This window comes from Arthrobacter sp. NPDC089319 (assembly GCF_040684925.1).
GTDB lineage: Bacteria > Actinomycetota > Actinomycetes > Actinomycetales > Micrococcaceae > Crystallibacter.
The window spans coordinates 342,238-364,993 of record NZ_JBFBGZ010000002.1; the positions used below are offsets into that span (position 1 = coordinate 342,238).

The 22,756-nt window shown below is 67.0% G+C and carries 25 protein-coding genes; 10 read left to right on the top strand and 15 right to left on the bottom strand.

The genetic code is table 11. The features are described 5' to 3' along the window. Positions 1-229 precede the first annotated feature (229 nt). Positions 230-1,876: a catalase gene (locus AB0N75_RS04380; protein WP_364645653.1), complete on the bottom strand. Its 1,647-nt coding sequence runs from the start codon at positions 1,874-1,876 to the stop codon at positions 230-232. 404 nt (positions 1,877-2,280) lie between these two features. Continuing rightward, complete coding sequence (locus tag AB0N75_RS04385; protein ID WP_364645656.1) at positions 2,281-3,507, bottom strand: MFS transporter; 1,227 nt, start codon at positions 3,505-3,507, stop codon at positions 2,281-2,283. Between the two features lie 222 nt (positions 3,508-3,729). On the opposite strand from AB0N75_RS04385, the gene AB0N75_RS04390 reads away from it, so the two are divergent. After that, positions 3,730-4,209, top strand: a complete 480-nt coding sequence (locus tag AB0N75_RS04390) for a TetR family transcriptional regulator (RefSeq protein ID WP_364645659.1) — start codon at positions 3,730-3,732, stop codon at positions 4,207-4,209. 92 nt (positions 4,210-4,301) lie between these two features. Here AB0N75_RS04390 and AB0N75_RS04395 read toward each other — a convergent pair whose 3' ends face one another. The 3 genes from AB0N75_RS04395 to AB0N75_RS04405 form a co-directional block, all read right to left on the bottom strand. Continuing rightward, a complete protein-coding gene (locus AB0N75_RS04395; protein ID WP_364645662.1) occupies positions 4,302-4,670 on the bottom strand; it encodes a DUF1801 domain-containing protein in 369 nt (122 codons plus the stop codon). 61 nt (positions 4,671-4,731) lie between these two features. Next, positions 4,732-5,667, bottom strand: a complete 936-nt coding sequence (locus AB0N75_RS04400) for an NADP-dependent oxidoreductase (protein WP_364645992.1) — start codon at positions 5,665-5,667, stop codon at positions 4,732-4,734. Between the two features lie 105 nt (positions 5,668-5,772). Continuing rightward, on the bottom strand, positions 5,773-6,099 hold the full coding sequence (locus AB0N75_RS04405) for a hypothetical protein (RefSeq protein WP_364645665.1): 327 nt from the start codon (positions 6,097-6,099) through the stop codon (positions 5,773-5,775). Between the two features lie 310 nt (positions 6,100-6,409). On the opposite strand from AB0N75_RS04405, the gene AB0N75_RS04410 reads away from it, so the two are divergent. Then, complete coding sequence (locus tag AB0N75_RS04410) at positions 6,410-7,036, top strand: malonic semialdehyde reductase (RefSeq protein WP_364645667.1); 627 nt, start codon at positions 6,410-6,412, stop codon at positions 7,034-7,036. A gap of 127 nt (positions 7,037-7,163) precedes the next feature. Here the strand turns inward: AB0N75_RS04410 and AB0N75_RS04415 are convergent, their stop codons facing one another. The 3 genes from AB0N75_RS04415 to AB0N75_RS04425 form a co-directional block, all read right to left on the bottom strand. Further along, positions 7,164-8,369: a GGDEF domain-containing protein gene (locus tag AB0N75_RS04415; RefSeq protein WP_364645669.1), complete on the bottom strand. Its 1,206-nt coding sequence runs from the start codon at positions 8,367-8,369 to the stop codon at positions 7,164-7,166. 191 nt (positions 8,370-8,560) lie between these two features. Continuing rightward, positions 8,561-9,394 (bottom strand): hydroxymethylpyrimidine/phosphomethylpyrimidine kinase, encoded by an 834-nt coding sequence (locus AB0N75_RS04420; RefSeq protein WP_364645672.1) that lies wholly within the window; start codon positions 9,392-9,394, stop codon positions 8,561-8,563. Between the two features lie 95 nt (positions 9,395-9,489). Further along, positions 9,490-9,942 carry a hypothetical protein gene (locus AB0N75_RS04425; protein ID WP_364645675.1) on the bottom strand — a complete coding sequence of 151 codons (453 nt, stop codon included), beginning with the start codon at positions 9,940-9,942 and terminating at the stop codon, positions 9,490-9,492. A gap of 165 nt (positions 9,943-10,107) precedes the next feature. On the opposite strand from AB0N75_RS04425, the gene AB0N75_RS04430 reads away from it, so the two are divergent. After that, on the top strand, positions 10,108-10,818 hold the full coding sequence (locus tag AB0N75_RS04430) for a queuosine precursor transporter (RefSeq protein ID WP_364645677.1): 711 nt from the start codon (positions 10,108-10,110) through the stop codon (positions 10,816-10,818). Here AB0N75_RS04430 and AB0N75_RS04435 read toward each other — a convergent pair. Further along, positions 10,782-11,021 (bottom strand): hypothetical protein, encoded by a 240-nt coding sequence (locus AB0N75_RS04435; protein ID WP_364645680.1) that lies wholly within the window; start codon positions 11,019-11,021, stop codon positions 10,782-10,784. The genes AB0N75_RS04430 and AB0N75_RS04435 overlap by 37 nt on opposite strands. Positions 11,022-11,338: 317 nt before the next feature. On the opposite strand from AB0N75_RS04435, the gene AB0N75_RS04440 reads away from it, so the two are divergent. The 3 genes from AB0N75_RS04440 to AB0N75_RS04450 all read left to right on the top strand — a co-directional run bounded on the left by AB0N75_RS04440 (position 11,339) and on the right by AB0N75_RS04450 (position 12,978). Beyond that, positions 11,339-12,052 (top strand): TetR/AcrR family transcriptional regulator C-terminal domain-containing protein, encoded by a 714-nt coding sequence (locus AB0N75_RS04440; protein ID WP_364645682.1) that lies wholly within the window; start codon positions 11,339-11,341, stop codon positions 12,050-12,052. Between the two features lie 204 nt (positions 12,053-12,256). Further along, entirely contained in the window at positions 12,257-12,658 is a 402-nt protein-coding gene (locus AB0N75_RS04445) for a GNAT family N-acetyltransferase (protein WP_364645685.1), read from the top strand. Continuing rightward, on the top strand, positions 12,655-12,978 hold the full coding sequence (locus AB0N75_RS04450) for a hypothetical protein (protein WP_364645688.1): 324 nt from the start codon (positions 12,655-12,657) through the stop codon (positions 12,976-12,978). The genes AB0N75_RS04445 and AB0N75_RS04450 overlap by 4 nt, the downstream gene beginning before the upstream one ends. Positions 12,979-13,068: 90 nt before the next feature. On the opposite strand, the gene tgt is transcribed toward AB0N75_RS04450, so the two are convergent. After that, positions 13,069-14,328, bottom strand: coding sequence for a tRNA guanosine(34) transglycosylase Tgt (gene tgt, locus AB0N75_RS04455; protein ID WP_364645691.1), 1,260 nt, complete (start codon positions 14,326-14,328; stop codon positions 13,069-13,071). 439 nt (positions 14,329-14,767) lie between these two features. On the opposite strand from tgt, the gene AB0N75_RS04460 reads away from it, so the two are divergent. Beyond that, the gene (locus tag AB0N75_RS04460) at positions 14,768-15,826 is read left to right on the top strand and encodes an FUSC family protein (RefSeq protein ID WP_364645694.1); all 1,059 of its coding nucleotides are present in this window, start codon (positions 14,768-14,770) and stop codon (positions 15,824-15,826) included. A 56-nt stretch (positions 15,827-15,882) separates the two neighbouring features. Here the strand turns inward: AB0N75_RS04460 and AB0N75_RS04465 are convergent, their stop codons facing one another. Together AB0N75_RS04465 and AB0N75_RS04470 are read right to left on the bottom strand one after the other, a co-directional pair. Beyond that, complete coding sequence (locus AB0N75_RS04465; protein ID WP_364645697.1) at positions 15,883-16,659, bottom strand: SRPBCC domain-containing protein; 777 nt, start codon at positions 16,657-16,659, stop codon at positions 15,883-15,885. 55 nt (positions 16,660-16,714) lie between these two features. Next, positions 16,715-17,623, bottom strand: coding sequence for a DUF6707 family protein (locus tag AB0N75_RS04470; RefSeq protein WP_364645700.1), 909 nt, complete (start codon positions 17,621-17,623; stop codon positions 16,715-16,717). A 357-nt stretch (positions 17,624-17,980) separates the two neighbouring features. Here AB0N75_RS04470 and AB0N75_RS04475 point away from each other — a divergent pair, with 357 nt between their 5' ends. Then, positions 17,981-18,232, top strand: coding sequence for a hypothetical protein (locus tag AB0N75_RS04475; protein ID WP_364645702.1), 252 nt, complete (start codon positions 17,981-17,983; stop codon positions 18,230-18,232). 228 nt (positions 18,233-18,460) lie between these two features. Here AB0N75_RS04475 and AB0N75_RS04480 read toward each other — a convergent pair whose 3' ends face one another. Further along, entirely contained in the window at positions 18,461-19,000 is a 540-nt protein-coding gene (locus AB0N75_RS04480; RefSeq protein WP_364645705.1) for an NUDIX hydrolase family protein, read from the bottom strand. A 151-nt stretch (positions 19,001-19,151) separates the two neighbouring features. Then, a complete protein-coding gene (locus tag AB0N75_RS04485; protein ID WP_364645708.1) occupies positions 19,152-19,928 on the bottom strand; it encodes a VOC family protein in 777 nt (258 codons plus the stop codon). A 55-nt stretch (positions 19,929-19,983) separates the two neighbouring features. Here AB0N75_RS04485 and AB0N75_RS04490 point away from each other — a divergent pair, with 55 nt between their 5' ends. Next, positions 19,984-20,577 (top strand): YdeI/OmpD-associated family protein, encoded by a 594-nt coding sequence (locus tag AB0N75_RS04490; protein WP_364645710.1) that lies wholly within the window; start codon positions 19,984-19,986, stop codon positions 20,575-20,577. 55 nt (positions 20,578-20,632) lie between these two features. On the opposite strand, the gene AB0N75_RS04495 is transcribed toward AB0N75_RS04490, so the two are convergent. Further along, positions 20,633-21,796 (bottom strand): glycoside hydrolase family 76 protein, encoded by a 1,164-nt coding sequence (locus AB0N75_RS04495; protein ID WP_364645713.1) that lies wholly within the window; start codon positions 21,794-21,796, stop codon positions 20,633-20,635. Between the two features lie 162 nt (positions 21,797-21,958). Here AB0N75_RS04495 and AB0N75_RS04500 point away from each other — a divergent pair, with 162 nt between their 5' ends. Then, entirely contained in the window at positions 21,959-22,735 is a 777-nt protein-coding gene (locus AB0N75_RS04500) for a 3-hydroxyacyl-CoA dehydrogenase (RefSeq protein WP_364645716.1), read from the top strand. Positions 22,736-22,756 lie beyond the last annotated feature (21 nt).

Genomic DNA, 22,756 nt, shown 5'->3' on the forward strand with positions numbered 1-22,756 from the left:
CGTCAACTACTGTGATGTGCGAGACACGCCGCCCCGCTGGGCGCCTGTTCAGCAGGCCGCGAGCGGGTCTCGGGAGGGCCCCGTTGCAGCGCACCGCGCGTCCCAGAGCGGGCTGGAAACTGCACGGCCCGCGTGCTGGAATGGGCGGCCCCTTGGCGGTGCCGGAGAAACGGCGCGACGCCGACGGCGGGGGAGCCCCGCCGTCGTTATTCTGCTTCCCGTACCGAAGTTAGCGGTCCACCCTCATGCGTTCGTTGGGCACGCAGTGGGTCATGGTCAGCCCGGAGACGTCGCGGGGCCCGTTCTTGCCCAGGTTCGCCATCCACTCCTGCTCCGCGTCGGAGAGGTTTTGGCTGGCCAGCGGCCCCAGGTCCTTTACCTCGTCCAGCGTGATGCCGATGCCGTCGCCCACGCGCTCGCCGAGCTCGTCGGCGACCATGTAAAGGTGCCAGAGCATGCGCTCCTGGACCGGCCGGTCGCTCTGCGACAGTGCGTCCGTCAGATTGGTGATCAGGTCGTCGCGCTCCCAGTCCTGCTGCAGGTAGAAGCGCTGGCCGGCCTGCAGGTAGTCGTTGGTCCGGGGGATGCGCTCCCGGGTCAGCCGGCCGCGGATCTCCGGTCCGAACTCGTGGTGGTAGCCCTCGTCCTTGTCCGCCTCCTGCACGCCGCCGGTGATGCTCGGTTCGTAGTTCACGTGCAGGTTCTGGCCCGGGGCGCTGTCAACCAGGTAGGCCATCTGCCCGTCCCGCTGGTTGGTGGCCACCGGCGCCTTCGGGCTATTGACCGGCAGCTGCAGGTAGTTGGGGCCCACCCGGTGCCGCTGGGTATCGCTGTAGGAGAACGTGCGGCCCACCAGCATCTTGTCGTCGGAGAAGTCCAGGCCGTCCACCAGCACGCCGGTACCGAAGGCGATCTGCTCGTTTTCGGCGAAGAAGTTCTGGGCGTTGCGGTCCAGTACCATTCGGCCGACGGGCCGCGGCGGGAACTGCTCTTCCGGCCACACCTTGGTGTCGTCCAGCGGGTCGAAGTCGAGTTCGGGGTGATCGTCGTCGGACATCATCTGCACCTGCAGTTCCCACTCGGGGAAGTTGCCGGCCTCGATGGCGTCGTAGAGGTCCTTGGTGTGCGAGCCCAGGGTGTGCGCCTGCACGTTCGCGGCGTCCTCGGCGGTCAGCGACTTTACGCCCTGTTTCGGCAACCAGTGGTACTTGACCAGCACCGTCTCTCCGGCGGCGTTGACCCACTTGTAGGTGTTCACGCCGAAACCCTGCATGTGCCGGTAATCGGCCGGCACGCCGCGCGGGCTGAAGACCAGCATCACCATATGCATGGCCTCGGGCGACTGGCTGAAGAAGTCCATCGCCCGGTTCGGCACGGAGGCCTGGAAGTGCACCGGGTCCGGTTTCTGGGAGTGGATGAAGTCGGGAAACTTGATCGCGTCGCGGATGAAAAAGACGCCCAGATTGTTGCCCACCAGGTCCCAGTTGCCGTCCTCGGTGTAGATCTTGACCGCGAAACCGCGCGGGTCACGGGCCACCTCGGAGGAATCGCGGCCGCCGGCCACGGTGGAGAAGCGGATGGCGAGGTCGGAGCGCTTGCCCGCCTGGAACAGCTTGGCGCGGGTGAAGTTGGCGATCGGCTCATCGCCCCATTTGCCGTAGGCCTCGAAGTAGCCGAAGGCCGTGGTGCCGCGGGCATGCACCACCCGCTCCGGGATGCGCTCGCGGTCGAAGTGGCTCATCTTCTCCAGGAACTGGTAATTCTCCAGAGTGGCCGGGCCGCGGGCGCCGATGGTCCGGGTGTTCTGGTTGTCGTAGACCTTGTGGCCCTGCCGATTGGTCAGGGGCTGGTCCGGGGAATTGGCCGCATCGGTCATCGCTGATCACTCCTAGGAAAAGGTGTGTGCCGGTTGCCGTGTTCCACCTTCCTCCTGGTCCGGGCCGTGGGCAAGAGTTCGACGGCACCGCGAAACCGCCGCGTTCAACTCGCCTCGGGTGCGCAAAGTAATCAGCTCAGTTGCCGGTGTGAACGGTTGCGCGTGGGCTTCGCGGGATGGCCGGGACCGAGGTGGATGGCCGGGACCGAGGTGGATGGCCGGGACCGAGGTGGAGGGCCGGGACCGAGGTGCGATGGCCGGGACCGAGGTGCGTTTCGCCTCCCGCGCCTTCGCTCCCACGTTTTGATGACGCCGGTTAGCGTTTCGCCTAGTCAGCGAACTTTGGCCGCCGTCAAAGATGGGAAGTTAGTCCGATACGTGGGAGCGAAAAACGCCGCAGGCCCTTACCGATGCGCGAAGTTGAGACCCAGCCGCTTCTCGCTGAGGTACAGGCTCAGGCCGATCCCGAGCAGGGCGAACGTGCAGGTCATCCACCAGGTGGACTGCCAGCCGCCGGTGACCGTGGCCAGCCAGGCCACAATGGCCGGGCCGGTGAAGTTGCCGACGTTGAAGATCTGCTGCATCAGGCCCATCGCGGCCGGGGTGGAACCGTCCGGCGGGGCCAGATCCACGGCCATCCGCGTGAGCGTGGATGGGATCACCGCGCCCACCATGGAGAACACGGCCACGCAGGCGAATTGGATGGCCATGCCGCCGGGCACCGTGGCCCAGTCGACAGCGAAAGTGAGCACCGTCGTCGTGCCCATCAGGATGAAGGTGGGGATGAGTAGCATCCGGGGCGGCACGCCGCGCTGCAGCAGGGGAGCGGTGCCGATGGCGCCCACGGCGTTGAGGCCGCCGACCACCGCCGAGAGGATGCCGGCCCAGATGCCGGTGACGCCGTTCTGGTGGTAGATGGTGGGCAGGAAGCCGACCACGGCCATCCACTGGACGGTATAGCAGCCGAACACCACGCCGGCGATCCAGGGCTTGGGAGACCGGACGGTGCGGCCGATCCGGCGGGTTGCTGCGGGCAGGCCGGAGCCGTCGCGCGGAGGGTCCTGCGGCACGAACTTCAGCACCAGCGGGATCGGCACCAGGGTCAAGGCGGCCATCAGCCACCACCACACATGCCAGTTGGTGGCCTGCAGAATCAGCGCGCTCGCCACCAGCCCGGTGAACGTGGCAAAGCCCTGGTAAGCGCTCCAGAAGCCGACGGCCATGTTCACGCGCGCGAGCGGGGTATTGGTGCGGATCAAACCGGGCGCCACCACCGTGGTCAGCAGGAACCCGGCGCCTTCCAATGCGCGGCAGGCCATCAGCACGACGGCGGAGTCGGCGAAGCCGCCGATGACCGAGCCGGCAATGAGCAGCCAGAGGCCGATCAGGAGGCAGCGCCGCGCGCCTATCATTTCCGCCAGCAGCGAGACGGCCAGACCGCCCGCCATGCCGGCCACCTGCACCACCCCCAGCAGGACGCCCGCCTGCACCAAGGACATGCTGAGCTCGTGCTGGATGACGGGAATGGCGGTAGGCAGCTTCCAGATGTGCATGGCGGCGGTGACGCCCGCAAGGACGACGACGATCCACGCCGCATCTGCCCGCTGCCGGGTGACGCTGGGTGCGGCCATGTTGCTCCTTCGGCCCCGGTCAATTAGTTGCCTGTACAGACTAGCTGCGGCGGGAAAAAGGTGACGCGTGGCACGTAAGACAGGCTACGGCGGCGTAATAGTTGACTCGGATCCGGGACCGGAGGCTTCCGTCGGGGTGGGAAGTTGAGGCCGTTAGCGGCGAGGCGGCTGTGGATAGACTGGCTGGGGCGGCAAACCCGCCGGGAACCACGAGAGGGCAACATGTTTGAACCTGGGGCGCCGATCGACGAGGTCGAGCGCGATGTCGAATCCATCATCATGGCGTTGGTGCACGAACTGGGCGAGCGGGCCGACGCCGATCCGGAGCCGCTGGGCGCAGAGGAGCGGGCCTACATCGCCGCGTTCTCCGACGCACGGGCCAACACCGACCGCAACCAGGCCGGTCTGCTGTCCACGGCGATCGGGCAACCGAACCTCGCCGAATCGCTGATCTACCTCAACCAGCGGCTGGACCGCCAGGACCTGGATCCGCGCGAGCCGGTGGGCATCATAGGGATCATCGTCCGGCTGGCGATGGACGGGCTGTGGGTCTCCGACATCCTGGACAGCACGCGGTTCAAGCCTGCGGACCGGCGTCGCATCACGGACGTCCTCACCGGCATGACCTACCTGACCGACGCGCGGCTCCAGGAACTGCTGGCCGAGCTGCAGCCGAAGGCCTCGGGGGACAAGAAGGACTAGGTGCCCGCGCGGTGAGGCGCCGGTGACGTCAGGCTCCTGCGCGGTCAGGCGCCGGTGAGGTTAGGCCGCTTCGAGGTCAGGTACCGATGAGGTTAGGTACCGGTGAGGTCGTGGCCTCGCTGGCGGGCCAAAGCCCTGACCACCCGCGTGATCAGGTCATACGGAATCGGTTTGCCCAGCGGAAACTTTAGAGTGCCTTTGGCGGCGACGTAGGGTTCCAGATCGTGCTTCAGCGCCGCGTCGGCTTCCGGCAGCGGGTAGAGCGAGACATGGTGCTTCCAGCCGGCGAAGTAGACGAGGTAGTGCCCCTCGAACATGATGGCGGGGATGGCGTAGCTGATCTGTTCGCCGGCTCCAGGGACGGCGTTGTGGATGGTCCGGCGCACCTCTTGGAGAATGGTCCGCACGTCTTCCGGGAACGACGCGATGTAATCGTCGACGTTTGAGAACTGCTCCGCCATCGCTGATCCCGCCTTCTGGTCCGGCCTTCTGCTTCCTGGCCGCTTCCGCCTACGCTGCCGCTTATCCGGCCTGCTCCGCGAACGGCGTCAGCACAATCTTCCCGGAGACTTGGCCCTGCTGACTGTGCCGGATGGCGTCCGCGGCCTGGTCCATCGAAAAGGTGCGGTCAATATCCACCGTGAGCTTGCCGGCGTCGGCCAGTTCGCTCAGCCGGGCAAGCTCGGAACCGTCCGGACGCACCCAGATGAAGCGGCCGCCGTGTTCTGTCACCGCAGCGTCCGCGATGGACGCGTGCCGTCCGCCGTTGCGCAGCACGGCCTGGGTATCCTGCAAGACGCCGCCCACGAAGTCCGCCACCACGTCCACGCCCTGAGGTGCCAGCTCGCGCACACGGTGCACCAGACCGGCGCCGTATTCCAGCGGCTCCGCACCGAGTTCCCGCAGCCGCTGGTGGTGCTTCTCCGAGGCCGTGGCTATGACCCGGAGGCCCCGCTCGACGGCGAGTTGGATGCCGATGCGTCCCACCCCGCCGGCTCCGTTGTGGATCAGCAAGGTTTCGCCGGTGGACGGGGCCAAAGCGTCCAAGGTCCGCTGCGCCACCATGCCCGTGAGCGGCAGGCCGGCGGCTTGTTCCCAGCTCAACGACTCCGGTTTCCGCGTCACCATAGAGACCGGCAGGGCCACGAACTCCGCATAGGTGCCGCCGGCCACCGTGTCCCGGCGGCCGTACGCGTACACCTCATCGCCGGGCGAGAATTCAGGGGTGTCCGGCCCGACGTGCTCCACCACACCGGCAACGTCCCAGCCGGGGATCACCGGGAAGTGGACGTCCAGCATCCTGTCCAGCCCGCCGGACATCACCTTCCAGTCCACCGGATTCACGCTTGCGGCCTTTACGCGGATCAGCACCGTTCCCGGGGCTACCTTAGGCCGCGGAACTTCTGACTGCTCCAACACCTCCGGGCCGCCGTAACGGGAGTACGTCATCGCCTGCATGCTCTTGCCCAAATGGGTACTACCTTCCTGCTACTTCCTGTTTCGGTCCACCCTAGTGGCGGGCGGCCATGCTTTCCATGGGCCCGCAGCCCGCCGGCGTCATGGTCAGAACGCCCCGATCGCCGTGCCGTAGGCCAGCGGGACCAGGATCAGCGCCAGCAGGCAGACCGTCGCGATCCACCAGGCCCGGCTGCGCCGAACCAGCGCGATGCCGGCCAGGACCGGGGCGGCGATCATGATGACCAGGGCCGTCAGGCCGAAGAACCCGGTGGCAGGGTCGGGCGCCGCGCACTCCAGCAGGCAGCCGGTGAATCCGATGTACATCACCAGCAGCGCCCAGAACATCGGCAGGCCCAGCGCGGCCCAGCCGCCAATCACCAGAAGAAGGCCCCACCACACGGGACGCCGGGACGGCGCAGCAGTTTCGGTCACCGTGTTTGTCTACCAGCGCTGGCGGCCGGGGGCAACGTTTGGCCCGTCCGGGCTGTCCATGTTTTGAGCGGGCCCGCAAAGTTTCCGCAGGGCAGGGCGGTGTGCGGCCGCAAAACATGGACAGATCCTGCTGAACCTGGACAGCAGTCACGGGTCCGACCGCCGTCGGGTTGAATCTGGCCAGCAACCGAGGACCCGGCCACCCGCACCCCGCGGCCGTGTAGCGAATGTCACCCCTAGGGGAGAAATTTCGGCTCGAGGCCACGGCGTTACACCCTCCAGACACCACACCCCCAACCTGAGGAGTCCCATGAGCGTCGAAACCGCTGACGTCAACCTGCAGAACCTGCTGTCCGTGGACCGCGAGGCCGCAGACAGCCTGTTCCTGGAGGCCCGCACCGCGAACACCTTCTCCACCGAGCCGGTCTCGGACGAACAGCTCGCCGCCATCTATGAGCTGGCCAAGATGGGCCCGACCATGATGAACAACCAGCCGCTGCGCATCACCTGGGTTCGCTCCGCCGAAGCGCGCGAGAAGCTCGCCGCCCGGATGGCCGAGGGCAACCGTGCCAAGACGCAGTCCGCTCCGATGGTCGCCGTGCTCAGCTACGACACCGACTGGCACGAGCACTTCGGGACGTTCTTCCCGCACGCGCCGGAGCGCAAGGAGATGTTCGACGCCAACGCCGAAATGCGTGCCGAGGTGGCCAAGAACAACGCGTGGCTGCAGGCCGGTTTCTTCATCATGGCCGTCCGCGCCGTGGGCCTGCACGCCGGCCCGATGGGCGCCTTCGACGCCGCCGGCATCGACGAGGACTTCAACGCCGGCACCTCCAACCGCACCTTCATGGTGGTCAACGTCGGCACCCCGGGCGAGAACCCCTGGTTCCCGCGGCTGCCGCGCCTGGACGCCGAGATCGCAGTCCAGACGGTCTGATTCTCAGCTGAACCGCTGACGACGGCGGTGTCCACCTCCGGAGGCTTGCGAGCCTCCCCAAGGTGGTCACCGCCGTCGGGCTTTAAGCGGGAACGAGCGGGGAAGCAGGACTCAGCCGGGGGGCGGACTACGAACGGACGCCGCCGGCGGCGGCCAGAGGCCCGCTGTTGCCGTTGCGGTCTTCGGCCAGCACTGCGCGGTCTCGGCCCTGGGACTTCGCCTCGTAGAGTGCAGCATCGGCCGCCTCGATCGCCGCATCCAACGTGTGGGCATCCGGTGTGTCCGGTCCCTCGCCGATGGCGGCAATGCCGAAGCTCACGGTGGGCAGCGTGAAGTCCGGAAAGCCTGCCGTGCGCAGGTTCTGGCTGATGTGCTGGGCTACCTGCTTGGCTTGTTCGGGGGCAGCACCGGAGAGCAGCAGGATGAACTCCTCGCCGCCATAGCGTCCCACCAGATCGGTGGACCGGACGGTGTCGGTGCAGACCTGGGCGAAGGCGCGCAGCGCTTTGTCGCCGGCGGGGTGGCCATGGGTGTCGTTCACGGTTTTGAAGTGGTCCAGGTCCGCCAGCATCAGGCTGCCGGACCTGCCGCCGCGGCGCAGGCTGTCGATCCGGTCTGCGGCCAGATCAAGGAAGGCATTTCGGTTGAGCAGCCCGGTGAGCCCGTCGTGCAGTGCACGCTTTCGGAGGTCCCGGGAGGCCTGCTCTTCGCTGAACGTGGCCATGCTGAAGGAGACCACCACCATCAGCGCCATGGTGAACAGCGTGGTGGCAGCGCCCCCGAAGACGGTCTGGAAGATGCGGCCGTCCGGCCCGTCCGCCAGGAAGGCGGCCAACCGGCCAAAGTAGAAGGCTGACAGGAGCCCTGCAACGAACGCCAAGGGGCCACGCAAACGCGTAAAACCGCGGCGCAGCCGGAAAAGTTCGGAAGCCGCCAAGCCAAAAAACAGGGTCAAGAAGGCGAGAAACGCGGTTCCGCCGGCCCAGATATTCGTGCCGGGATGATCAACGGCGGCGGTCACGCCGGTAAGAGCCATGCTGGCCGCGATCAGCCACGGCACCGGTTTGCGGCCCTGCAGCGACCGGGTTCCCGTCCAAACACTCGCGGCGCCGAAGACCACCAGGACATTCGCCAAAGGAGTGGCCCACCACTGGTGTGCCGTGCCGTTCAGCAAATACCCGGCGGCACCGGTGAGGAACATGGCGATCGCGGCACACCACCAGGCGCTATAGGAGGCACGCGTCCGCCGGTAGGTCACCGCATAGAACAGGACCAGCAGAACGATGCCCACCACGGCGAAGGCAACCCTGAGGGTCGCTGTGTCCAGCACCATGGTCCGCCCCGCTGTTGGTCCGCCTATTGTGTCAACGTCAGTATTGCAGCGGGACTGCAGTCACGGTGACTCCAACATCGTTTGTGTCTTGAGTTTAGGCAGCGACGTGGCGGGCGGGGATCCGCGGGGCGCCCGGACGTTGCGACGGCGGCACCCGGGAGCGGGCACCGCCGTCGTCATCAAAGGGAGGGTCAGGAGAGCCTTGCGCCGCCCTGCCACAGGGCGTCGAAGGGGGCGTTGGAGGAGACCCGGGCCTTGATGCCCTCGGTCACGAAGGCCTTGGCGGTCCGTGCGGCCTCCAGCGGGGTGGCGCCCTTAGCCAGTTCGGCAGTCACCGCGGCGGCCAGCGAGCAGCCCGCGCCGGAGACGGCCACTTCGCCGACCTTCGGTGCGGACAGAACCTCCAGGGTGTCGCCGTCGTAAAACACGTCCACCGCGTCCGCGCCCGCCAACCGCACGCCGCCCTTGGCCAGCACTGCCGCGCCGGAGGCTTCATGGATGATCTTGGCGGCCGCCTTCAGGTCCTCGACGTCGTTGATGGTGATCCCGGCAAGGGACTCGGCTTCGAAGTGGTTCGGGGTAACGAAAGTGGCCAGCGGCAGCATCTGGGCCTTGAGCGCCTGGTCGGTGTCCAATGCGTGGCCGGGCTCCTGCCCCTTGCAGATCAGCACCGGGTCCAGCACCACGTTGTCCCACTGCTGGGTCTTTAGCGCCGCGGCGACCGTGTCGATCGTCAGCGGCGAGCCGAGCATGCCCAGCTTCACCGTCTTCAGCGAGCCTTCATAGCAGGTCTGGATGGCTTCCAGTTGGTCGGCGATGACGCCGGCGTCCACCGGGACAAAGCGGTGGTTCCAGTTGTCCTTCGGATCGAAGGAGACGATGCAGGTCAAGGCGGTGACGCCGTAGGTGCCCAGTGCCTGGAAGGTCTTCAGATCGGCCTGTGCGCCTGCGCCGCCGGTGGCTTCGGAGCCGGCGATGGTCAGCGTAATGGCGGGCGCGGTGGTTTCGGTGGTGGAAACAGACATGCGCCCATTTTCCACCCGTCCACCCACGGTTCCTAATAACGACGGCGGTGCTCGCCTCAGAGCGAACGCGCGCCGGCCTGCATGGCCGGGTCCGGTCAGTGGATATCCATCATCTTCCACACACTGAAGCGGCCGATCGCGGCGGCTATCCCGATAAGCGCCGCCAGTTCCAGCGTGCCGAACGGATCGCCGCTGGAGAGCGAGACCAGGATCAGGAAGGAGGCGGTGGTCATCACCAGGAAGAAGGCCAGTACGTGCAGCCACTGGTTGGCCACCGGCCGGAGCAAGAGGCCCAGCACAAACGCGATCGGCGCCCCGACCACCAGCCCAACGCCGCCGGCATACAGCCCGACGACCAGCGCCAGGAGCGCTGCCGACGCCAGTTGGTGGCCGTTGACCGGGCCGCCGACCAGGGTGAGCAGCAGGGCACCCAGCGCGAAAACAGAAACTGCCACCAGGAAACCCACCACAAAGGCGCCGAACCCGAACGTCACCCGGTGGCGCGGGTTGCTGCGCTCGAACGCGTCGAGCTCCGGTTCCTGTCTCATACAGCAAGAATAGGTCGGCCACCAAGGAACTGCCGGGTCGTGGGAGAATGGATGGCGGTCCGGGTGGCAGACGGACCCATTAGTGCTAATACAGCGGACGTTTCATCAGGCACTAGCCGGTGCGAAGCGTTGCGCGAACCACTTCTCTAAGGGTGACCCATCACAATGACTGAACTGCAATCCCGCACGCCTGCCCGCTTTGCCTCGATCGGCAGCCCCTATTTCGGCATCATGCTGGCCGTTATGGCCGTAGTCCTGATTCTGTCCAACATCGGCGCCGCCAAAGGCGTGGTCATCGGGCCGATTATTACCGACGGCGGTTTCTTCCTCTTCCCGCTGGCCTACATCCTGGGCGACGTGATCAGCGAGGTGTACGGCTTCAAGGTGGCACGCAAGGCCATCGTCACCACCTTCGCCCTGTCGATCTTCGCCTCGCTTTGCTACTGGGTCATCATTGGACTTCCGGGCTTCGACGACGACTTCGGCCGGATGAAGCAGCAGGCCCTTGAGGGCGCGCTCGGCCCCGTGCCGTTGATCGTGCTCGCCAGCCTGCTGGGCTTCCTGGTGGGTCAGACGTTGAATTCCTGGGTGCTGGTGCGGATGAAGGAACGCTGGGGCGAACGCCGCTTGTGGGCCCGACTGATGGGCTCCACCGGAGTCGGGGAATTCGCCGACACGCTGATCTTCTGCTCCATTGCGGCGTCCATTATCGGCATCAACGACGTCCCCACGTTCGTCAATTACGTATTGGTCGGCTTCGTCTACAAGACCTTGGTGGAGTTCCTCTTCGTCCCCGTTACCACAGCGGTGATCGGCTGGGTGAAGAGGCGTGAACCGTCCTACAATGCGCTGGCTTCGGATTCCTCTGCAGCCTGATCGCCGATGACCAGGGTCGGGACGCGCTCGCTGAGTTCTGACGGCGACAGGTTCGCTGACACGAGGATCTCCTCGGGCGCAACCCCGGCCTTCAGGGCTACATCAATGGCAACGTCCAGATTCGATTCAGCCTGGTCCATCTCCACCTGCAACCCCTCCACTGCTGCCGAAGCGGTCCAAACGTCCTTCAGGTGTTCTTCCATGGTGCTAACTTCCTATCTGGCCAGAACGAAGGTCCCTCTGCCCTAGCCGGAGACCTCTTCCCCTTCGGATGAAGGAACGAGTCCCGGATTCGTCAGCTTACAGTGTAAGGTCCGCACTTGGCACCCCGGATCGGGCACTTTGCCGGGAATTTTCCTAACCTTCTCCGGCGGCGCAAAAACCGCCGTCCGCAGCGGAAATCCCGCACTGCCGGTGCGGGATTCGCAAGGTGGAACGGCCTCCAGCCAGCGGCCGGCGTGAGGACAGGGGGGTGTCCGGGCGCGTAGGCTGGTGCGCAATCGCAGGAGGGGAGCGTCCGATGGCCGAGTCCGGAACGTCCGTATCGCCAGACGGGGACCACTCCGGTGGCGACAGGCCGAGGCTGGACCGGCAGCGGATTCTCGAGGCCGGTGCGGTGTTCATCGAGGAACACGGGGTCCGCCAGCTGAGCATGCGGCGCTTGGGCGCAGAGCTCGATGTCGAAGCCATGTCGCTGTACCGCTACGTGCCGTCGCGGGAGGACCTGCTGGACGGCATCGTGGAGTCGGTGGTCGACGAGCTGTATAGCGATCCAGAGGTATATGTGGAGCCGCGCCATGGCTGGCAGGACTACCTCCTCCGGCTGGCCCATGGCCTGCGCCGGCTGGCCATGAAGCATCCGCAAGTATTCCCGCTGATCGCCACGCGGCCCGCCGAAGCTCCGTGGGTTCGCCCACCGTTGCGAAGCCTGCGCTGGGTGGAGTCGTTCCTCAGGGCGATGACCAATGCGGGGTTCAGCAACGAGCAGGCCGTCGAGGCCTACCGGGCCTTCAGCAGTTTCCTGATCGGCAACCTGTTGTTGGAGGTGGCCGCGCTCGGCGCCGACATCGGGCCGGTGGAGGACCCCGAACCATCGCCCTCTCGTCGGGCGGACCTGACCAACTACCCGCTCCTGCAGGAATTGCAAGGCCTGTTGTCGGAAGACCGGTCCAAACAGGAGTTCGACGCGGCGCTTGATGCCCTGCTGGACAGGCTGGATAGCCAGCTCACCTGATGGCAGCCATGCCCGTGCCGCCAATGTTTTTCCCCCCGCCACCTGGAATTCACCCGAAAACTTTGCAGAACGATACTAAGCATGCTTTGCTTACATCGTAAGCACGGTTACTGTTGTGGCTCCGGCCCGCTGGAGCCATGGTTTCGCAGCAGGTGGCATCGCCCAGGAAGGCATCGCCGGGCTGCGCATGGATGAGGAGAAGGCATGCAGGTTATACGCGACAATTACGGCGCATCACGCTTCGATGCCTACGTTGATGGTGAAGTGGCCGCGTCGCTGAAGTACAAGATCCAAGACGGCGAAATGTGGCTCCTCGACATCGAAGAAGACCGCTGGCACCGCGGACTGGGACTCGGCGAGCCCCTGGTGCGCCGGGCGCTGGCGGAGGCGCACCGCCGTCGGCTGCGGGTGCTGCCGTTCTGCTCGGAGGCCAGGCAGCAGGTCTTCAACCATCCGGTCTTCCTGCAGTTGGTTCCCCAGGAGCAGCGCAGCCGATTCCACAAGTCCTGGGCATTGGAAGGCAAATCGCGTGCCGCACGCCGTAGGCGCCGGGTTCCGGCGGGCGCTGTCCGCGCCTCCGCCGACTCGAAGGCGGGAGCTCGATGAGCGGGAAACTGGGAGTGACGGTGCGTGTTGACCTGGAATGCTCATCGGCGCATATTGACGTGCGCGGGCGGGTCGATGAGCGCAACGTCCTGGCGGTGTATTCACTCGCGAAGCGGGCAAATTCTTTGGCTGCAGGTCTGGAAGTGACCATAGACCTGCAGCATGCCTCGGTGGACGGAGCAGTCCTGTGGCATCTGCAGGCGTGCGCGGTTTCCGGGTTCCTGCCCGAGCATACCGATCCTGAACAGGCTGAATGCCGGCTGGTCATCCTGGCGCCCCTGGCGCAGGATGAGCAGGCCGACGTCGTGCTTGCCGCCTAAGCGGCAGACCCACCCAGCGCGGAAGGCCGCCGTCGTGATCTTTTGGATTGCGACGGCGGCCTTCCGCTTGTGGAGATGTAGCCGCGAAGCTCAGGCGTAATAGCGGCCCAGCACCTCGGCCTTGAAGTCGAAGAAGGAGCCGTCGTCGATGGACAGCCGGGCATCGTCGACCAGCTTCACGGTGAAGCGTTCGTTGTGGATGGAAATCAGCGTGTGGCTGACCATCTCGTTCGCCTTGAACAGGTGGTGGATGTAGGCCCGGGTGTAGTTGGCGCAGGTGTAGCAGTCGCAGCCGTCCACCAGCGGCGTGAAGTCCAGTTTGAACCGGCGGTTGGACAGGTTCTTGCGGCCGTCCGGGGTATAGAACGCCGAGTTGCGGGCCACGCGGGTGGGGGAAACGCAGTCGAAGGTGTCCGCGCCGTTCTCGATTGCGGTGAAGATGTCGTCCGGCTCGGAGATGCCGAGCAAATGCCGCGGCTTGTCCTCGGGCAGTTCCTCGGTGCACCAGCGCACGATGGTGCCCAGGTTTTCCTTCTCCAGTGCGCCGCCGATGCCGAAGCCGTCAAAGTTCATCGCACCAAGGTCCCGGCAGGCCTTGCGCCGCAGGTCTTCGTACTGGGCGCCCTGGATCACGCCGAAGAGTGCCTGGTAGGGCCGGTGCGAGCGCTCGTCGGTGAGCCGCTCGTGTTCCGTGACGCAGCGTTCGGCCCACAGCCGGGTGCGCTCCAGCGACTCCTCCTGGTAGCCGCGCGAGTTCATCAGTGTGGTCAGCTCGTCGAAGGCGAACATGATGTCCGCGCCCAGCTGGTGCTGCACCTGCATGGAGATCTCCGGCGTGAAGCGGTGCTTGTCGCCGTTGAGGTGCGACTTGAACCAGACGCCGTCGTCGTCAACGTGCGCCAGCCGCTCCTTGCCGGGTGCCACCTGGTCGTCCGCGCCGGTGCTGGCCGCGGCAGCGTCCATGTTGATGACCTTCTTGAATCCGGAGCCGAGGCTCATCACCTGGAAGCCGCCGGAGTCGGTGAAGGTGGGCCCGTCCCAGTTCATGAACCTGCCCAGGCCGCCGGCCGCATCGAGCACCGCTGCGCCGGGCTGCAGGTACAGGTGGTACGCGTTGGCCAGCAGTGCCTGCGCGCCGAGTTCCTTCATGGATTCGGGCAGCACCGCCTTGACCGTGGCCTTGGTGCCGACGGCGATGAACGCCGGGGTCTGGATCTCGCCGTGCGGCGTGGTGATGGTGCCGGTGCGGCCCTGGAACCCGCCGCCGTTCTCCTCGATCCGGGCAGGGGAGAGGCTGGCGGTGTTGGCGAGGCGGTTGCCGACGCGAAAGGAAAAATCAGACTGGGGCACCCCACTATTTTGCCTTACCCGACGCACCGCAGGGCGCGGGGGCACAGGTGGGCGACGAATGGCTATCCAGCGAGTGGCCAGACGAACGACTGCATGTCGGTCCGCTCACAGAATGATGGTTGCCTGAGGCAAGCGAATTAGGATGGACAAAGGCTTCTGGCGCGATGCGCGCGCCCCTCTGACGTTCGCCTGCTCGGCCGTCCGCCCCGCCGGGTCCGTCCGGCCACAGCGCCCCTTGCTTTTCCCGCATTCGAAGCCGGCGCGGCGGGCCAAGGTCTTTCGCCGCTCCGTATCGATCGACCTCGCGGGAGTCGCGGGAGTCGCGGTGCCGGCGGTCCAGTTGGCTGGCGGGATCTTGCGGCTCGCGGCCATAAGGTCCCTCCGGTGGGTGATGGAGGCGAAGCATCGTGGATAGTGTGGCAAACGAAAGGTAGGCAGCATGGCGACGCAGTACGCACGCGAATTCTTCCGGGTAGGTCCGGCGCGCCAAGACCATATTGTGGCCACCCGCTGCGGCATCAGCGTCGGCCTGCCGCTGCTCGCCCTGCTGGCCATGGGTCGGTTCGATCTAATGATTTTCGCCGCCTTCGGCGCCTTCACCGGCATCTATGGCCGGGGAGAGGCCCACGGAGCCAGGCTGCGGCATCAGGGCGAGTTTGGCATATTGATCATGCTGGTCATGTTCCTCGGTGCCCTCACCGCCATGGCCGACGCCGGACCCTGGGGGATTGTTTTCGGCACCACCGTGGTGGCTGGTCTGTGGTCTCTGGCGGTCAACTATTTCCAGCTGCGCCCGGCGGGCGTCATCTTCTTTACCTTCGGCTATGCGGCCATTGGTTCCATCTCGCTGACCGCGCCACTGTGGCAGGCCATGTTAACCGGCCTGGCAAGCGTGGTGCTGGCCATGCTGATCGGTATCAGCAGCCGGCTGGTGCCGGCCTGGCGCACGTCCTTGGCGCCGCCGCCCCGGCCGCAGTTCACGCGCGAGCACTGGAGGGAATTCCGCGTTGAGGCCGGAGCCAATGCGCTGGCGGCATTGACCGCCGGAACCCTCGCCACGGTGGTGGGACTGGGCCACAACTACTGGGCGATGGTAGCTGCCGTGGCACCGATCGCCGGACCCAGCCTGGCCCAACGGGTGAAAAAGGGCGTGCACCGCATCCTGGGGACCTTCGCGGGCGTGGCGGTAGCCGGGCTGTTGCTGGCCCCGCGACCGGAGCCCTGGGTCCTGGTCCTGATGGTGATCGTGCTGCAGTTCAGCGCGGAAATGTTCGTGCTGCGCCATTACGCGCTGGCGCTGATCTTCATCACGCCGCTGGCCCTGATCATGACCGAACTTGCGGCCCCCACCGATCCGCGGGAACTGATGGTGGACAGGGCGCTGCAGACCGCCATCGGCGCGCTGGTGGGCATCAGCCTGGTGTATCTCATGCACCAGCGGTCAATCCGCGAGAAGAACCGGCGCCGTTTCCAGCGCCGGCAGCAAGGCGGAGCCTAAGCGCGGGGCGATTCACACTTAACGGAGGAAACTCCGCCGGGCGAGGACCTGGTTGCCTAGTCGGAGCCGGGTCCCGCGGTGCTGCCGAGCACCAGCGGGTCGGCGCCGGGCAGCGCGTTGTTGCGCCAGGCCTCCCAGCCGTCCCGGATCTCGGCCAACCGCCTGGCACCGAGCCCATAGCAGCTGATCAGCACCTGGCTGCCACCCTCCGGCCTGCCGTCGGGGTGCGATGGGGTTTCAGCGACGATCAGCAGGCCGCCTCCACGATCGGCATACGCATCAACGGTCAACCCCAGCTGGCGGTCGGAGCGGAACCACACCCTTCCGGAAATCTCTTCCCCGGTGGCCAGCGATGCGCTGTACGTTTCGCCCGCCGTCGGCAGGTTGTCCAGGCCAAGGCTGGGGAGCAGCCCGCCCGACGGGATGGAGTCTGCGCCGAGGTAGGTGGTCTGGCGGGGGTCATTGGGGTGCCGTTCCAAGGCGAACCTCAGCTGCTGGAGGAAAGTCAGCCAGCCTTCGGTGATGTCCTCCCACCATTCGTCGGACTGCTCGCCGGACTCCGCGCCCCGCTGAAGGGTGAGCCGGACACCGTCGCCCACTGGCTCCAGGATGAAGGCGTCGCTGTCGCCCATGGTGAGCTTTTTGTGGTCTTCGGCCTCGGTGGCGTCGCTGAAGTAGATCTCGCGGATCTCCTCGTCCAGTCCGGCCATGTCCCAGCCGTGCCATTGCGCGATGCGTCTGGGTTCGCGCAGCATGGTCCACACCTGGCGGGCATCCGCGTTGATGTGGACGCTGAGTGAACCGGGCTCCGTTGCAACTCCGCTCTCCGTCATGCGGCCGACTCTACTCCCGGGCCGCCGGGAGTGACCAGAGGCCGTATGCGGGGCGTTAGGAGTTTCGGTGCTGGACGTCCAGGGCGCGGATGGCCACCAGTTCGTTGCTGATCCGGCGGTCCAATTCGACCGGTTCCAAAGTTTCCGACCCGCCGTGCGTACGCAGGTACAACAGCGCGGTCAGCCGCAGTTCGCGCCACTCGCGCTCCGCCGTGCGGTCGGCGGCGGCCATGGCCCGGTGGATTTCCTTGTCATAGAGGTTCGGTTCGTTCAGTTGGCGCTGGCGGACCTCGGCGTTGATCTTCGCGCGGAAGGGATCGTCATCAGCGTCGTCCGGAGCGCGCAACGCTTCGGCCAACTGCACCGCCTCCGCACGGTCCTCTTCGCTGCCCGATTCGCGCAGGATGTAGGCGGCCATGGCGAGTGCCGACTCGATCCATTTCCACCGGCCGAAGTTCCCGTCGAAGGGCTGGTCAATGATCAGCCGGCACACCGTGAGCGCGCGCTCGCGGTCGTCCAGTTCCACGAACAGCGTGTGCGCGAGGTCCCGCACGTCCTGCAAATGGCTGCCGGCTTTGGCGTTGAGCCCGCGGCTCAAGCGAGCGGCCAACCGCTGCACCCCGGCATTGCGGGCATGCGCGCGGGCCACCGCCACCACCACGGCTTCGGGCGTGCCCTCCTCGGCCGGAATCAGTTCCAGGTCGTCCTGCGCCAGCGCGCCGGGCAATTGGGCGGGACGGCGTGAGGAAGCAATGCGGATGCGTGACCCGTGGGCAATGCGCACCCGGCTGCCGTCTTCCAAGGTAGCCACCACCACCGCCGGAGTGCCGAAATCATCAGGAACGACGGCGGTGTCCGACACCGGTGCGGAATGCTCACCGGAGCGTGTCAGGAACCGGGCTCCGGTGCCTACGCTTTCGGCCTTGACATGGTGGATGAATGTCTCGGCCTGTTGTTCCGTCATGGGTCATTCCTTAGTCACGCTCGCGATCGTCAGAACAGTATATGAAATCGTTACCTTTCGGTTGGGAGGCCCGCCAAGGTGTGCCGCGAGACGCAATGATGAAACGATGGATCGTGACCGTCATCTCACCGGGCAGCTTTGATGCGGGCGCAGGATGGTCTGCCAAGTTGGTCCCGGCACTGGCAGCGATGTCCCAAAAAAGTCGGTATCCGAAGCAGTATCGAGGACCAAAGGTGACCGCTATCGCCGATAGCGTCGAAGACATCGAAAAGCTTCCGGAACCGCATCTTTGTCAAGGCTCCGGGAAGCGCACCCAACGTACAGCAGCCCTACGTTCTGTGGAAGTTGAAGCCTGCCATGAGTATCATCTTTGCCCCCGAGGCCCGTAGCGGCCTGGTTCCGACGCACGCCCCCGTTCAGCCCGAACAGTTCCGCAACCGGAGCCACCTCACCGTGCTGCTGCGCGCCGCCGGCATGATCCTGACGGATCTTGCCAACCGGCGCAGCCAACGGCCGGTCACGCTGAAGCGGTTGCGCTGTCAGGACCAGCACCAGGAGCAGGCCAGGGACTTGGCCGCCCAGATGTACACCTGGACGCTGCCCAGGTAGGAGCGCCGACTTCGGCGGGAGAGCGACTCCGGGCCGGGCGGGTTAGTGCCGGCGGGCGGCGCACGTCCTGATCATCGAGTATTCACTAGGCGCCCTTTTCACGGCTGAAAAGGGCGCCTAGTGAATACTCGGCGGGGTTGGCGGGGTTGGCGGGGTTGGCCGGGTTGGCGGGGTTGGCGGGGTTGGCCGGGTTCCGAGCGGGGGCAGAGAGTCCTGCCGGATCGTTGGTCAGCGGCACCAGCCTGCGTGCGCCAGCGCCTGGCGCAGCAGATTGCCGCGGCCGCCGATGAACTCGGACTGGACCGCCTGGCTGAGGGCATCCTCCGGCGTCATCCAGCTGAGCTCCAGCGCGTCCTGGCGGGGGTTGCATTCCCCGGTGACCGGGATGACGTAAGCCAGCGCCACGGCGTGCTGCCGGTCATCGGTCAGGCCGGTCTCGGACGGCGACGGGAAATACTCGGCCACGGTAAACGGCACCGGGCTGGCCGGCAGTTGCGGAAAAGCCAGCGGCCCCAGGTCCTTTTCCAAATGCCGGAGCAGGGCAGCGCGGACCGTCTCGCGGTACATCACCCGTCCCGATACGAAGGTGCGGACCATCTCGCCTTCGGCGGATGCCTGCAGCAGCAAACCGATCTCCGTTACGTATCCCAGCGAGTCCAGCCGCACCGGCACAGCCTCCACGTAAAGCATGGGCAGGCGTTGCCGTGCCTCGTGCAGATCCTCGTTGGAGAGCCAGCCGGGATAGGGGTCGGGGGTGCGAACGCTCATGTACTTGTTCTACAGCACCGCTGCGATGCCAGTCACGCCGGCGGCCCAGACGGCGCGTCCGGAGGCGTTACTTCCGCGCCCCGGGTGGGCCCGGCATCGCCGCTGGCCCGCGGTACATTGCGTGACTTATTCGGACCACCGGCCCGGCGAATCAGTCGACGTCGGCGGGTCTGGAGAGGGCATCCGGCCGGACAGTGAACCGCAGCCGCCCAGGGGCGGCCGGGCCCGCGCCGTCCGGGTGATCCACCAGCAGGGTCTGCCCGGCGGCCCCGGCGGCCCCGTCCGCCAGGGACCCGGCGGCCCCCGCCTCGGCGAGGCGGTCCCGCAGGGCGGTGAGGTCGTCGTCGTACTCAAAGGAAAGTTCCAGCTGCTCCGCGGCGCCGTGCCGCACCGCGACCAGCCCGCCGTTCTTCGCCGCGAAGTCTGCCCATTCGCCGGCGGCGCCGAACCGGGGGTGCGCACCGATCCCGCGGAGCGTGGCAACCGCGCCCGGGACATCCGGCGTCCCCCAGACCGGCATCACGGCCAGTGCCGGGTCCGGCTGTTCGGGCCCGGGGTGGCTGCCGAAGGACGGCGAGGCCGGCTCGGCCAGAAAGCTGAAGCCGGACGGCGCCGTGATCCTGGCGGTGCGGCCACGGTCGGCGTCCTCGATCGCCGCCTGGGTGCCGTCGGTGGCGGTGCGGCGGACGAATTCGTCCAGGTCGCGGACCTCGAAGCCCAACTGCACGCGGCCGTCCGAGGGGTCCCCGGGCTCGACCCGGCGCAACCCCAACCGGCCGGAGGCGGCGTCAAACTCCAGCCAAGCCCCGCCGTCGTCGGCCGAACACACCAGCCCGGCGGCGGCCAGCAGCTCCCGCCACGGGTCAATTCGGGACGTGAACACAACGGGGCGCACGCGCAGCACAGCAATCTCCTTCAGGGTCAGCAACGAAGTTACCTCGAAACTACTAGACGGAGCGGCCCCGCCGTGCTGCCATGAGGGCATGCCTGCAGAACTTCCGGAATTGCTGTTGCCCGACGCCGCCGCGTGGCGGACCTGGCTGGAGGAACACCACGCCGCTTCGGCTGGGGTCTGGCTGATCCTGCACAAGAAGGGAGGCACGGTGACGGAACTGGACTACACCGGGGCCCTGGAAGAGGCCCTGTGCTTTGGCTGGATCGACGGGCAGGCGCGCCGCCGCGATGCCGAAAGCGTCTTCCAGCGGTTCACCCCGCGCGGCAAGCGCAGCATCTGGTCGCAGCGCAACGTCGGGTTCATCGAAAAGTTGGAGCAGGAGGGCAAGATGCACGACGCCGGCCGGGCGGCGGTGGCGGCCGCGCAGGCCGACGGCCGCTGGGAGAAGGCCTACGCCGGTCCGGCCACGGCCCAGGTGCCGGCGGACCTGGCCGCGGCGCTCGCGGCCGTCCCGGAGGCGCAGGCGATGTTTGACGTGCTCACCTCGCAGAACCGGTTTGCCCTGATCCACCGGCTGGGCCAGCTGAAAACCGACGCCGGGCGGCAGCGCAAGATCGCCGGCTTTGTGGAGATGCTGGCCCGGCACGAAACGCCGTACCCGCAGCAAAAAATGCCGTCCTGACCTCGCCGGCGGCGGGCCTCGCGGCCTGTCGGGGTGAAACGGGTCGCTGCGGGGGTCATCCGGCCAGCGTGGCCGCGGCCTCCAACGTCATCCACGCCTGCAATTGGGTGGAAAGTTCGACGCCGGTGCCTGGCTCCGGCTTCCCCGCTGCAGGTACCGCGGGGTCGGCGGAGAAGACCAAGACCTCCCAGCTGCGGTGGTTCTCGATGGCGCGCCCGGCCCAAAAGCCTTCCGCGGTGTCCGCGACCATCCGCGCGGCCAGCTCGCGGACCTCGCCAGGCAGCTTGTCGGACCGCGCCGCCACGGCCAGGTAGCGGGCCAGGATCCCGGTGAACAGTCCGCCGTCGCCGGCGCCGTGGGTGCGCAGGATCAGTTTCCGGCCCGCTTCCTCGGTGACCTCGGGCTGCTGCACCAGCGCGGCCGCTATGCCGTGCACCAGTTCGGCCGCGCGCTGCAGATCGGTGTCCCGGCCCACTTCCAGCAGCGCCGCCAACACCGGACCCTGGTTGTAGGTATAAACGTCCGGCACCAGGACGGGCTTCCCGGAGGCAAGGCGCACGCCGTCCAGGTACAGACGCCGCTCCGGGTCGTAGAGTTCGGCGTCCAGCCAGTCCAGCAGCCGCGCGGCCTGGCCGGTGTCGCCGGCGCGGGCCAGGTACAGCGCGGCCGGCGCCGTGGCCGGCGTGTTCTTGAAGTCCCGGGCGGTACTCCAGAACAGCCCGCCGCCCAGATCCGGGGTGTGCGCCGATTCCAGCTGGGGCAGCAGCCGGCGCGCCGCGGACCTGGGCCGAAAGCGCGGTTTGTTCGCGTCGGCCGCAAGCTTGTCCAGCCGCTGCGTGGCCAGGGCCAGCCAGGCCATGTCGTCGTAGTAGGCGTTGGGGAAGCGGAACCCATTGCGCCAGCGGACGGTACGCAGCAGCCGGGCAGCCAGGCGGCCCGCGCTCGGGCCGTTGCCGCCGTCGTAATGCTGTTCCCGGCGCAGCTCCCGCCGGCCGGCATCCACCAGGCAGTCCAGGAAATGTGCCTGCCACCAGTAGTGCCACGGTCCGGTCCAGCCGGGCGAGGGCCGGCGGACGGCGCCCAGCAGCGTGAAGGGCAGCCCCAGCAAACGGTGGCCGAAATGGCGGACGACGGCGATCGCCGCCTCGTCCGCGCGGCCCGCCGCCAGCGTGGGGTTGGGCGGGCGGAAGGATCCGCCGCCGCCGGGCAGGGTGGGCATGGGCACTAGCCTAACGGCGGACAGGTACCCGGACAGACAGGGCATTCTGCTCGCAGGGCTCACCGGTGAACACGGTGTGCTCCGGGCCACACTAGGCTGAGGTGCAGTGCCGCCGGTGGACCGGCGGCGGCGAAAGCACGTTAAGAGGATGAGGAGGACTCAGTGGAGGTTAACGGAGCCGTAGCTCTGATTACCGGCGGAGCATCAGGACTGGGGGCGGCGACGGCCCGACGGCTGCATGCTGCCGGAGCATCGGTGGTACTGATGGATCTGCCCGGTTCGAAGGGGGAGGAGTTCGCCTCCGAACTGGGGGACCGGGCCGTGTTTGCGCCCGCCGACGTGACCGATGAGAACCAGGTGCAGGCGGCGGTGGACCGGGCGGCGGCGTTGGGGCCGCTGCGCATCCTGGTGAATTGCGCCGGCGTCGGCACCCCGGGCAAGGTGCTGGGGCGCGAGGGCGTGTTGTCGCTGGAAGCGTTCAGCAAGGTGGTCCAGATTAACCTGATCGGCACGTTCAATGTGATCCGGCTTGCCGCCGCCGCGATGGCCGAGACCGAACCGGCAGAAACCGAACTGGGCGGCCCGGAACGGGGAGTCATCATCAACACGGCCTCCGTGGCGGCCTTCGACGGCCAGATTGGCCAGCCCGCCTACGCCGCATCCAAGGGCGGGGTGGCGGCGATGACGCTGCCGCTGGCCCGGGAACTGGCGCGCTCGCTGATCCGCGTGGTCACCATTGCGCCCGGCATCTTCGAAACCCCCATGATGGCCGGACTGCCGCAGCAGGCGCAGGAATCGCTGGGCCATCAGGTGCCGCATCCGTCCCGGTTGGGCCGGCCGGCGGAATACGCGGAACTGGCCGCGCACATCGTGGCCAACAGCATGCTCAACGGCGAGACCATCCGGCTGGACGGTGCCATCCGGATGGCGCCGAAGTAGGCCGGCTAGGTTCTCGACACG